We start from the raw sequence: 11,610 nt of genomic DNA, 5'->3' as shown, positions 1-11,610 counted from the left end.
AAGCAGATGAGAAGATCCCTGACCGCGGCGCTGGCCATCGCGCTCACGGCCGCCGTCGTGTCGGCGCCCACCGCAAGCGCCTCCATCGGCCCCGGCACCAGCTTCACCCCGGACAGCGTGTGGGTGCACATGCGACCCACGCTCGACTCCGCCCACGCGACCATCAACAAGGGACCCAACATCGCCGCGATGTGCTGGTACTACGACGGTCAGCAGTTCTGGGACCTGATCGTCGACTACGCCAACAACATCGTCGGCTACACCCTGGAGAGCTACCTCACGACCGCCGCCTACCAGTCATGCATGTCGCTCGGTCACAACCACAGGTTCGTCACCGACGTGTGGGTGCATTTCCAGCCGCGCGGCAACACCGTCGACTACGAGGCGCTGACCATGGCGACCAGCACGGACATCGCGGCCGCGTGCACGGTGCCCAACATCCAGGACCCCTCCGACGGCAACAGCATCCGGACCTGGTACGTGGTCGTCGACCATGGCAGCAACGTGGCCGGCTTCACCTGGGCCAGCTCCGTCGCCGGGCCGGTTCCCCCGCCGTGCTGAGCTGAATCCCGGCGTCGCTCACCTCCGTGTGATGGGATGTGAGCGACGCTGCCGGGCAACGCGTGCCACGTTCGCCGCGGACGCCTTCGGCTAGGACCGCCGGCGGCCGGCGCGCATCAGGTCGATGTACTCGTCGTAGTTGCGGGCCTTGACCGCGAAGCGCTCCAGCACCCAGGGGTGGGTGGAGATCTGAAGCGCTCCTCGGCGAGGCCCTTGACGACGATGTCGGCCAGTTCGTCGGTGGTGATCGCGTCCCGGCCGCCCTCGGGGGTGTCGTACTTGCCGGCGAGGATGGCCGTGCGCACGGCGGCCGGGCACAGGACGCTGACGCCGATGCCCTGGTCCTCGTAGGTGGCGGCCAGCCATTCGGTGAAGCCGATCGAGGCGTGCTTGGTCACGGTGTGGGACACGGTGTCGAAGATGACCAGCAGGCCGGCCGCCGAGGCCACGTTGAGCAGGTAGCCGCCGCCCTGGGCGAGCATGTGCGACACCGCGTGCCGGGCGGCGTGGACCTGGGACATGAGGTTGAGATCGATGATCTTCCGCCACTGCTCGGCGGTCGTGTCGAGGCCGCCGTCGATCGCGATGCCGGCATTGGACACGAACAGGTCGATGCGGCCGAAGTGCTCGACCGTCGCCTCGACGAGGCGCTCGATGTCCTGCTCGCGGCCGACGTCGGCGGCGACGCCCAGCGCGCCGATCTCGGCGGTGTGCCTGCGGCGACGGGCTCGCCGCCACCCTCACCGAGGACGCCGCGCTGCACCGGCTCTGGTACGACCTGCGGGCCCAGTCGATGTTCGAGCAGGCGCTGATCCGCCACCTCGGCGGCGCCGCCGGCGCACTCGACGATCTCCGCGTGGGCACGCGAATGCTGCTGCCCCAACTGTTCCCGACCGGCTGACCGAGCACGACGTCCGATGCCATAGTTGTCCGGCCGAAGTAGTCGATCACGTCGTTGGAGGCAGTTCCATGCCGTTCGTCCAGGTCTCACTGGCCACTGGCCGCACCCCGGAGCAGATTCGCGCGCTGATCAGCGAGGTCACCGCCGCGGTGGCCCGCGCGGTGGACGCGCCCGCGGCCAACGTCCGGGTCGTCGTCACCGAGGTGCCGCCCACCCACTGGGCCGCCGGCGACGTCACGATTCAGGAGCGCAACCGGGCCTGATCCGGCCGGTTCGCCCCCCGCTGACCGTCCGGCGACGGAACCGGGGTGGTTGTCGGAAGCCGGTTTCTGGGGAAGGGGCGCGAATGCTGTATATGTTCGGGTTCGATCGGATCGGCGTCGTGGTCGGGGACCTGTTCTTCGTCGATCCGCATCCGCACAAGGGACAGGAGAGTCCCGAGCACGGCGTCCGGCTAGAACTGCGGCTGGTCGAACGGGGCGAGCTGAAGGGCGGACCCGTCTGGCGGTTGTGGTCGCGGCGTGCGAGTCGGTTGGCGTGGGGACCAGGATCGTTCGGTGCCTGCTTTCTGGCGTGCGTCAGAGCGCAGGTGTGCCTGCGGCATTGAGGGTCTGGCCTGGGCGATGGTGCGGGTGGAGGGCGGGGTGTCTGTGTCGTGTTTGGGGACCACGTTTGCTGGGCTCGTGTCGCTGGGGTGGTCGGGTGAAGGACGTCTTGCTGTGCGTAGCTGGTGGGCGGGGGTCGCCGCTGGGGACGGGCGGTCCATGCGGATGTTGGATCACTCTCGGGACTGGGTAGGGACCGTGAGGTGGTCGCGGGGCATCGATGTTCAGCGGCGCCTGCCGACCTGTGTGGGGACCATGGCTGGGTCGAAGGGTGGCGTTGGGTGGTGAGCGGTTTGATCCCCAAGTGGTCCCCAGCGGTCGGGGTGAGTTGATCATGGGGATGTGTGGTTGAGACGGCAAAAAGCCCCGCTGACCTGGCCTTTCGGCGAGATCGGCGGGGCTCCGCTGACCGTCGGGACGACAGGATTTGAACCTGCGACCCCTTGACCCCCAGTCAAGTGCGCTACCAAACTGCGCCACGTCCCGGTCTGGCACTCGGTGTTCGTTGAGTGCTCGCACAGCTTAGCGCACTCGGGGGAAAGATCGAAATCGGGGGGTTGGGGGGCGCTGAGCTGCGGGTATGGGGGGTCGGAAGGTGGGGGACGCTGGCGGCGGGGATCGGGATTCGGGTTGGCCGGCGCGGACCTCGGGTGAGGGCGGTGTGTCGAGGGAATGGCCCCGGGGTGAACCTCGAGGGTCTGGGAGCGCTTCCAGAAATTAGGGGGAAATCGGGTTGTAAACGTTGACAGTGGCGGTGGGGGCGGCTCAGACTCGCCGGGATCGTGTGGAAGCGCTTCCAGGATTGGGGTGGGGACGCATGCGGCGGAGGCTGATCGCGGTGCTGGTGGGGGCCGGGTTGGTGGCGGGTGGACTGGCGGGGTGCGGGGCGGGGGACGCGGCGGACGGGAAGGTGCGCCTGTCCATCGCGACGTTCGGGGAGTTCGGGTACGAGGACCTGATCAAGCAGTACGAGGCGGAGCACCCGAACGTGGTGGTGACGCAGCACAAGGTGGGACAGGCGGCGCCGCACCACCAGGAGCTGTTCACGAAGCTGGCGGCGGGCTCGGGGCTCGACGACGTGGAGGCGGTGGAGGAGGGCTACCTGGCCCAGGTGCTGACCAAGGCGGACAAGTTCAACGACCTGAGCAAGATCGGGCCGGCGGACGCGGGGCCGGACCGGTGGCTGCCCTGGAAGTACGACGCGGGCAAGTCCAAGGACGGCAAGCTGATCGGGTACGGCACGGACATCGGGCCGCTGGCGATGTGCTACCGCAAGGACCTGTTACAGCAGGCCGGCCTGCCCAGCGACCCGGACGGGGTGAAGGCGCTGTTCGCCAGCTGGCCGAGCTACTTCGCGGCGGGCAAGACCTATGCGGACAAGACCGGCAAGGCCTGGTTCGACACGTCGACGCAGATCTTCAACGCGGTGCACAACCAGCACGACACGGGCTATTACGACCGCGACAACACCCTGGTCGTGACCACGAACCCGGACATCAAGGCGGACTGGGACCTCGTGACGCAGGCGATCGCCGACAAGGAGTCGGCGAAGCTGGTGTCGTTCAGCAACGAGTGGCAGGCGGGCTTCAAGACCGGGGCCTTCGCCACCACGGTGTGCCCGGCCTGGATGTTGGGGGTCGTCGAGCAGAACGCAGGCCCGGACAACAAGGGCAAGTGGGCGGTGACCGACGCCTTCCCGAACGGCGGCGGCAACTGGGGCGGCTCGTACCTGACGGTCCCGTCGCAGAGCAAGCATCCCAAGGAGGCGGCCGAGCTCGCGGCCTGGTTGACGGCGCCGCAGCAGCAGATCAAGGCGTTCGTGGCCAAGGGCCCCTTCCCGAGCCAGGTGCAGGCCCTCCAGTCGCCGGAGCTGCTCAACCAGACCAACGCCTACTTCGGCGGCGCGAAAACCGGCGCCCTGTATGCGGAACAGGCCAAGAAGGTGGCCAAGGCGCAGTACAAGGGCCCGCAGGACGGCCAGATCCAGGACAACGTGTTCGCCCCGGCGTTGCAGGCGGTGGAGCAGGGCAAGTCGGCGGCGGACGGCTGGCAGCAGGCGGTGGCCGGCGCCCAGAAGGCGGCGAAGTGACGCTGGCCGGACTGCCGACGCGGCGGCCGCGACGCTCACCGGTCGCGGCCCGGCAGGTCCGTCGGGTGCGCTGGGCGCGAGTGGACCTGAAGGTGTCGCCCTACCTCTATATCGCGCCGTTCTTCGTGTTGTTCGCGGTGGTGGGGTTGTTTCCCCTGCTGTACACGGGATATGTCTCGCTGTTCGACTGGCGGCTGGGGGATGACACGGCGAGGTTCCTGGGGGCGGGGAACTACGGGGAGCTGCTGGGGGACCCGCAGTTCTGGAACGCGTTGGCGAACACGGTGAGCATCTTTCTGCTCTCCAGTGTGCCGCAGGTGGTGGTGGCGGTCGGGGTGGCGGCGTTGCTGAACACGAATCTGAGGCTGCGCACGGGATTCCGGATGGGTGTCCTCGTGCCGTACGTGGCGAGCCTGGTGGCGGTGGGCATCATCTTCGGCAACCTGTTCGGGGTGAACTACGGCCTGGTGAACTCGGTGCTGGAACTGGTGGGCATCGGGCGGATCGACTGGCAGGCGGACCGGCTGGCCAGTCACATCGCGATCGCGACGATGGTGAACTGGCGCTGGACGGGGTACAACGCGCTGATCGTGTTGGCGGCGATGCAGGCGATACCGCCGGAGCTGCACGAGGCGGCGATGATCGACGGGGCGGGCGCCTGGCGGAGGTTTCGCAGCGTGACGTTGCCGTTGCTGCGGCCGACGATCACGTTCGTGGTGATCACGTCGACCATCGGGGGCCTGCAGATCTTCACCGAGCCCAAGCTGTTCAGCGCGATGCCGGGCGCGAACACGGGCGGGTCCACCAACCAGTTCCAGACGGTGACCCTCTACCTGTACCAGTCGGCCTTCGAGAACCTGCGCCTGGGCTACGCCAGCGCCATCGCCTGGATGCTGTTCCTGGTGATCGTGCTGGCCGCAGTCGGCAACTACTTCCTGACCAGGAGGCTGAGCCGGTGAGACGCCCGCGCTTCACGACCTACGGCCTGCTCGCGGCCTTCATCCTGGGCTCGGTGTTCCCGCTCTACTGGTCGTTCCTGGTTCCCAGCCACGGCAACGACATCCTCACCGACCAGGTGCCGCCGCTGCTGCCCGGCGGCAACTTCCCGGCCAACGCCCAGCAGGTGCTGGACACGGTCCCGTTCTGGCACGCCATGGCGAACAGCGTGATCGTGTCGGGCTCGGTGGCGCTGTCGGTGGTGGTCTTCTCGACGCTGGCCGGGTTCGCCTTCGCCAAGCTGAGGTTCCGCGGCAGCGACATCCTGTTCGCACTCGTGGTGGTGACCATGGCGGTGCCCACCCAGCTGGGCATCATCCCGTTGTACATGGCCATGTCGGAGTTCGGCTGGGCCGGCCACCTCCAGGCGGTGATCGTGCCCAACCTGGTCAGCGCGTTCGGGGTGTTCTGGATGCGCCAGTACCTGGCCGACGCGGTGCCCTCGGAGCTGATCGAGGCGGCCCGGGCCGACGGCTGCTCGATGATCAGGGTCTTCTGGCACGTGGCGGCGCCGGCGGCCCGGCCGGCGGCGGCGATGCTGGGCCTGTTCACGTTCATGCAGTCCTGGAACGACTTCCTGTGGCCGCTGATCGCGCTCGACCAGAACAACCCGACCATCCAGCTGGCCCTGGAACAGCTCCAGGCCGGCTACTACGTGAACTACGCGCTGGTGCTGGCCGGCACCACGCTGGCCACGATACCGATCTTCCTGCTGTTCGTGGCGGTCGGCCGTCAACTGGTCGCCGGCATCATGCAGGGCGCCGTGAAGGGATGACTGTGGCTTTTCCCGAAGGATTCCTGTGGGGTGCGGCGACGGCGGCGTACCAAGTGGAGGGTGCGGCGGCCGAGGACGGGCGGTGTGAGTCCATTTGGGACGTGTTCAGCCGGCAGCCGGGGCGCATTGCCAACGGCGACACCGGCGACGTGGCGGCCGATCACTACCACCTGCTCGGCGCCGACCTGGCCCTGATGTCCGGGCTGAACCTCAACGCCTACCGGTTTTCCGTGTCCTGGCCCCGGATCGTGGACGACGACGGCGCGATCAACCGCAAGGGCCTCGACTTCTACGAACGACTGGTGGACGGGCTGCTCGAGCGGGGCATCCGGCCGTTTCTCACGCTGTACCACTGGGATCTGCCGCAGCGACTGGAGAATCGGGGCGGCTGGGCCGATCGGGACACGGCCCAGCACTTCGCCGACTACACGCAGATCGCGCACGAGACGCTCGGCGACCGGGTCCACGACTGGACGACGCTGAACGAGCCGTACTGTGCGGCGCTGCTCGGCTACGGGGCCGGTGTGCACGCGCCGGGTCGGAGGGAACCGAGGGCTGCGGCGGCGGCCGTGCACCATCTCCTGCTGGCGCACGGCTCGGCGCGGTCGGTCATCGGTGACAGGAACAGCGTGGGGATCACGCTGAACCTGTACCCGGTCGATCCCGCGGACCCGAACGACCAGGTGGACGTGGACGCGGCAAGGCGGGTTGACGGGTTGCAGAACCGGATCTTCCTGGACCCGGTGCTGCGAGGGGCCTACCCGTCGGACGTGCTGGGGGACCTGGAGGCGTTGGGGTTCACCGACCACATCAAGCCGGGCGACCTCGAGCTGATCGGCGCGCCGCTGGACACGCTGGGCGTCAACTACTACACCGGCCACCACGTCACCGGCCGGCCCGGCGGGCACACGGCGGAATGGATCGGCTCCGAGCACGTGCACGCGGTGCCGCGCGGGCTGCCGACGACGGCGATGGGCTGGGAGGAACTGCCGGAGGGGCTGTTCAGGGTGCTGAACCGGCTGCACACCGAATACCCCCGGCTGCCCGTGCACATCACCGAGAACGGGGCGGCCTACGACGACGTGCCCGATGCCCACGGCTATGTCGAAGACCACGCCCGGCGCTGGTATCTCGAACGGCACCTGCGGGCGGTGGAGACGGCGATCGGGGCCGGGGTGGACGTGCGCGGCTACTTCGCGTGGTCGCTGCTGGACAACTTCGAGTGGGCCGAGGGCTACGGAAAGAGGTTCGGCGTCGCGCACGTCGACTTCGACACCTTCGTCCGCACTCCTAAGCTGAGCGGCAGGTGGTACGCGACGGTGGCGAGGGCGAACGCCCTGCCGGAGTAGGGGTAGAGCGTGGCCGAAGACGGCCGGGAGGTCCCGACCCTCGACGAGGTGGCCAGGGTGGCCGGGGTGTCCCGGTCCACCGCATCGCGGGTGATCAACGGCCGGACCTACGTCAGCGCCAAGGCCCGGGAGGCGGTCGCGCAGGCCGTGACCACCCTCGGCTACAGCCCGAACATGCTGGCCAGGTCGCTGGCGATGAAGCGGACCAACTCGATCGCGCTGGTGGTGTCCGAGCATGGCGACCGGGTGCTCGGCGACCCGTTCTTCGCCCGCGTGCTGCGCGGCGTGCACGCCGGCCTGGCCGGCAGCGGCCTGCAACTGGTGGTGCTGATGTCCCAGGACGAGCAGGACCACACCACCATGGCCAACTACCTGACCTCCGGCCACGTGGACGGCGCGCTGGTGGTCAGCCTGCACGGGGAGGACCCGCTGCCGGCGCAGCTGGTCGCCTCCGGCCTGCCGGTGGTGCTGTGCGGCCGGCCGCTGGCCAAAGTGGACGTGCCCTATGTGGACGCCGACAACTTCAACGGGGCCGGGCAGGCCGCGCAGCACCTGATCGACCTGGGCCGCCGGCACATCGGCACCATCGCCGGCCCACGGGACATGGCGGTGGGCATCGACCGGCTCAGCGGCTGGCGGCGCACGCTGTCGATGGCCGGCCGGCCGACCGACACCGTCGCGCACGCCGACTTCAGCCTGGAGGGCGGCACGGCGGCGATGGAGCAGCTGCTGGCCGAGCATCCCGACCTGGACGCCGTGTTCGTGGCCTCGGACCTGATGGCCGTCGGGGCCCTGCACGTGCTGCGGGGCCGGGGCCTGCGCGTGCCCGAGGACGTGGCGGTGATCGGCTTCGACGACTCGGGCCTGGCCGCCACCTCGGTGCCGCCGCTGACCACGGTCCGGCAACCGATAGAGGATCTGGGGCGCACCATGACGTGGCGGCTGCTGGCCCAGTTCGATGGCGACGAGGACCTGCCGCCGTCGGTGCTGCTGCCGACCGAGCTGATTCGACGGGAAACGGCCTGAGCGCCGGTCCGGGCGTCCGGCACGGGATCTCGTTCGAGGTCATCGCGCTGTGGTCGCCGGATGCCGCCTACGATGGGCCGCAAGATCAATCGTGGGGAGAGGACCAGGCAGCATGAGCAAGGCGCCCACTTCCGAACTCACCGGCTGGCGCCAGGCGCCGTTCACCGGGGCCGGCCTGACCTACGACTGCTACGAGAAGGGCGATGGCCCGGGCGTGGTGCTGGTGCCCGAGGTGCCTGGCATCACGCCGGAGGTGCTTGGCCTGGCCGATCACCTCGTCGACCAGGGCTTCACCGTGGTGGTGCCGTCCCCGTTCGGCACGCCGGGCAAGCCGGTCGGCGCCGGCTACGCGCTCGGCGTGATCGCCCGGCTGTGCGTGAGCGCCGAGTTCCGGGCGTTCGCGGTGAACGCCGAGCGGCCGATCACCCAGTACCTGCGCGCGGTCGCCCGTGACCTGGCCGGCCGCACCCCGGGCAAGGGCGTCGGCGTGATCGGCATGTGCTTCACCGGCGGTTTCGCGCTGGCCACGGCGGTCGAGGACGTGGTGCTGGCGCCGGTGTTGAGCCAGCCATCGGTGCCGTTCCCGCTGGGCGCGGCCCGCAAGGCCGATCCGGGGCTGTCCGAGGCCGAGATGCAGACGGTGGCCAAGCGGGCCGAGGACGGCCTGTGCGTGCTGGGCCTGCGGTTCAGCGAGGACCGGACCGCGCCGCGGGAGCGGTTCGGCACGCTGCGCCAACGCCTCGGCGACGCGTTCGAGGTGATCGAGCTGGACTCCAAGCCCGGCAACCCCGGCGGCTTCGGGAAGATGGCGCACTCGGTGTTGACGGCCGAGGTCCGGGACCAGCCGGGGCATCCGGCGCTGGCCGCCCGCGAGCGGGTGGTGGCCTTCCTGCGCGAGCGGCTGTCGGCGTGACGGATCTGGTGCTGCGCAACGTCCATCGGCGCGGGCAGGTGGTGGACGTGCAGGTGCGTGGGGGAGTGGTCGAGGCTTTCGCCGCGCCCGGGGTGTTGTCGGGTGACGGAGTCGACGGCCAGGGCGGCTACCTGCTGCCGGGGCTGGTGGACGCGCACGTGCACATGCAGCAGTGGGCGTCGAATCGACGGCGGATCTCCTTGGCGGCGGCCAAATCCGCGGCGGAGGCCGTGGAGCTGGTGCGCGGCGGCGACGAGGACTGGGTGTTCGGTGCGAACTTCGTGGACGGGCTGTGGCCGGACGCGCCGCACAAGGACCTGATCGAGCGGGCGCTGCCGGGCCGCAAGGTCGCCCTGTTCAGCGCCGACCTGCACACGCTGTGGCTGAGCCCGGCGGCGCTGAGGGAAGTCGGCGTGGATCACCCGACCGGCGTGCTGGTCGAGGCGGAATGCATGGCCGTCACGGCGAAGCTGCCGGCCGGCGACCCGGATGCCTGGGTGCTGGCGGCGGCCGACGCGGCGGCGGCCCGTGGTGTCACTGGGATCCGTGACTACGAGCTGACCGACACGGTCGCCGACTGGACCCGGCGGCTCGGCTCGGGTCAGCTGTCGGTGCGGGTGGCCTGTGTGATCGCCAAGCACCTGCTGGACGTGGCCATCGACCGTGGGCATCGAACCGGCGAGGTGGTGCCGGGGACGGGCGGCCTGCTGACCGTCGGGCCGCTGAAGCTGTTCTCGGACGGCTCGCTGAACACGCGAACCGCCCTCTGCCACGACCCGTACGAGGGCGATGGGCACGGCGTAGCCGTTGTGCCGCAAGAGGAATTGGTCGCCCTGATGCGCCGGGCCTGGCAGCACGGGATCGTGCCGGCGGTGCACGCGATCGGCGACCGGGCCAACCAGATCGCCCTGGACGCGTTCGAGACCGTCGGCTGCCCGGGGCGCATCGAGCACGCGCAGCTGGTGTCGGAGTCGGACCTGCCTCGGTTCGCGCGGTTGGGAGTGATCGCCTCCGTGCAGCCGGCGCACGCGCCCGACGACCGTGACGTCGCCGATCGGCACTGGGCCGGCCGCACCGGGCGGGCCTTCCCGTACGGCTCGCTGCTGGCCGCCGGGGCGACGCTGGAGATCGGCTCCGACGCCCCGGTTGCGCCGCTGGATCCATGGGACGGCATCGCCAGCGCCGTCACCCGCACCGACGACGACCGGCCGGCCTGGCATCCAGAGCAGCGCATCCCACTGAAGGTCGCGCTGGCGGCGGCGTGCGGCGGGCGCAGCTCGGTCGAGGTCGGGGATGTGGCGGATCTCCTTGTCGCCGAACGGGATCCGTGGAAAGAGGAGTTGCGGGAGATGCCGGTCGCGCTGACCATGCTGGGCGGCCGCATCACCCATGGTGGACAACCGTGACCGCGCGTCCAGGCCAGTGGCGACGACACGCTGCTGGCCAGGTGGTTCACGTACGGGAAGTTCTGCCCCTCAGTCGACCATCCGCTCCAGCTCCGCCACGGCCTCGTGCGCGATGCTGCGGGCGGCGACCAGACGTTCGCGGAACTCGTTGTGCAGGGCCTGCATCCGGGCCGTGTGCTCGTCCGCGGCCGAGGTCTGCTGCCGCGCGTGCTCGTCGGCCTCGCGCACGGTGAGGGCCGCTCGCTCCTCGGCGAAGCGCGTCACCTTGGCCGCCTCCGCGCGGGCCCGGGCCATCAGCTGTTCGTGCTCGCGGCCCAGCTTCGCCTTGAGCTCGTCGTACTCCCGGTCGAGCGTGTCGTTGTGCTCGTTGTACTTGCGCTCCAGGGCGATCCGCCGCTGCTGGAGCTCCGCGCGCTGCTCGGCCAGCTCGCGCTCGGCCGCCCCGCGCTGCTCGCGGATCTCCTCGGCGGCCAGGTCCATGATGATGCGCACGCGCTCGTTGACGTTCTCGCCGGTGACCGGCTCCTCGGCCAGCTTGCGGACCCGCTCGCGCAGCGTGATCAGCTCCTGTTCGGCCGCGCCGAGCCGCTTGGCCAGCTCGGCGTTGCCGGCCTGGGCCAGGTCCCGCTCGCGGCCGGCGGTGCGCAGGTCGTACTCCAGCCGGGTCACGCGTTCGTTGACCTGACGGGTGTTGTAGCCGCGGATGACCACGTCGAAGTGGTTGGGTCTGCGGGCCTCGGGGCCAGCCGCTTCGTCGCCTGTCATACCTCCACCCTACTGAGACGATCATGTCGACGTTCACCCGAACCGGGGATAGGGATCGTCCGGGTAGCCGTCTTGTCCCGGCCAACCCGCCGAAAGCGGCAAAAGCCGCCTAACCGGCGCGCGTCTTGACGGCCATCGGGCGGGGTTCTAGCGTCGTCCCAATCCGTCAGGAAGGTTTCCTAACCATTCCGACACGGAGGCTCGACCGCCGCCTTCCTCGTCCC

11 protein-coding genes and 1 tRNA gene are annotated in these 11,610 nt (G+C 69.7%); 9 read left to right on the top strand and 3 right to left on the bottom strand.

The window, feature by feature from the left end; all coding sequences use genetic code 11:
• Positions 1 to 6 precede the first annotated feature (6 nt).
• A complete protein-coding gene (locus ACIG5F_RS02780; RefSeq protein ID WP_396515640.1) occupies positions 7 to 561 on the top strand; it encodes a hypothetical protein in 555 nt (184 codons plus the stop codon).
• Positions 562 to 677: 116 nt separating this feature from the next.
• Here the strand turns inward: ACIG5F_RS02780 and ACIG5F_RS02775 are convergent, their stop codons facing one another.
• The gene (locus ACIG5F_RS02775; protein ID WP_396515687.1) at positions 678 to 1,253 is read right to left on the bottom strand and encodes an SDR family NAD(P)-dependent oxidoreductase; all 576 of its coding nucleotides are present in this window, start codon (positions 1,251 to 1,253) and stop codon (positions 678 to 680) included.
• 277 nt (positions 1,254 to 1,530) lie between these two features.
• On the opposite strand from ACIG5F_RS02775, the gene ACIG5F_RS02770 reads away from it, so the two are divergent.
• Positions 1,531 to 1,725: a 2-hydroxymuconate tautomerase gene (locus ACIG5F_RS02770; protein ID WP_396515639.1), complete on the top strand. Its 195-nt coding sequence runs from the start codon at positions 1,531 to 1,533 to the stop codon at positions 1,723 to 1,725.
• A 754-nt stretch (positions 1,726 to 2,479) separates the two neighbouring features.
• Here the strand turns inward: ACIG5F_RS02770 and ACIG5F_RS02765 are convergent.
• Positions 2,480 to 2,553: transfer RNA gene (locus ACIG5F_RS02765), tRNA-Pro, on the bottom strand.
• Between the two features lie 331 nt (positions 2,554 to 2,884).
• Here ACIG5F_RS02765 and ACIG5F_RS02760 point away from each other — a divergent pair.
• The 7 genes from ACIG5F_RS02760 to ACIG5F_RS02730 all read left to right on the top strand — a co-directional run bounded on the left by ACIG5F_RS02760 (position 2,885) and on the right by ACIG5F_RS02730 (position 10,621).
• Positions 2,885 to 4,156, top strand: a complete 1,272-nt coding sequence (locus ACIG5F_RS02760; RefSeq protein WP_396515638.1) for an extracellular solute-binding protein — start codon at positions 2,885 to 2,887, stop codon at positions 4,154 to 4,156.
• 11 nt (positions 4,157 to 4,167) lie between these two features.
• The gene (locus tag ACIG5F_RS02755) at positions 4,168 to 5,115 is read left to right on the top strand and encodes a carbohydrate ABC transporter permease (protein ID WP_396515686.1); all 948 of its coding nucleotides are present in this window, start codon (positions 4,168 to 4,170) and stop codon (positions 5,113 to 5,115) included.
• On the top strand, positions 5,112 to 5,927 hold the full coding sequence (locus tag ACIG5F_RS02750; RefSeq protein WP_396515637.1) for a carbohydrate ABC transporter permease: 816 nt from the start codon (positions 5,112 to 5,114) through the stop codon (positions 5,925 to 5,927). Before ACIG5F_RS02755 ends, ACIG5F_RS02750 begins: the two co-directional genes overlap by 4 nt.
• The gene (locus ACIG5F_RS02745; protein ID WP_396515636.1) at positions 5,924 to 7,276 is read left to right on the top strand and encodes a GH1 family beta-glucosidase; all 1,353 of its coding nucleotides are present in this window, start codon (positions 5,924 to 5,926) and stop codon (positions 7,274 to 7,276) included. Before ACIG5F_RS02750 ends, ACIG5F_RS02745 begins: the two co-directional genes overlap by 4 nt.
• Positions 7,277 to 7,285: 9 nt before the next feature.
• Positions 7,286 to 8,302 (top strand): LacI family DNA-binding transcriptional regulator, encoded by a 1,017-nt coding sequence (locus tag ACIG5F_RS02740; RefSeq protein WP_396515635.1) that lies wholly within the window; start codon positions 7,286 to 7,288, stop codon positions 8,300 to 8,302.
• A gap of 112 nt (positions 8,303 to 8,414) precedes the next feature.
• Positions 8,415 to 9,215: a dienelactone hydrolase family protein gene (locus ACIG5F_RS02735; RefSeq protein ID WP_396515634.1), complete on the top strand. Its 801-nt coding sequence runs from the start codon at positions 8,415 to 8,417 to the stop codon at positions 9,213 to 9,215.
• Entirely contained in the window at positions 9,212 to 10,621 is a 1,410-nt protein-coding gene (locus tag ACIG5F_RS02730) for an amidohydrolase (RefSeq protein ID WP_396515633.1), read from the top strand. Before ACIG5F_RS02735 ends, ACIG5F_RS02730 begins: the two co-directional genes overlap by 4 nt.
• Positions 10,622 to 10,690: 69 nt before the next feature.
• On the opposite strand, the gene ACIG5F_RS02725 is transcribed toward ACIG5F_RS02730, so the two are convergent.
• Positions 10,691 to 11,386 (bottom strand): hypothetical protein, encoded by a 696-nt coding sequence (locus tag ACIG5F_RS02725; protein ID WP_396515632.1) that lies wholly within the window; start codon positions 11,384 to 11,386, stop codon positions 10,691 to 10,693.
• Positions 11,387 to 11,610 lie beyond the last annotated feature (224 nt).

Source organism: Kutzneria sp. NPDC052558, assembly GCF_044547355.1.
GTDB lineage: Bacteria > Actinomycetota > Actinomycetes > Mycobacteriales > Pseudonocardiaceae > Kutzneria.
This window is presented reverse-complemented; position numbering and strand designations above follow the sequence as displayed.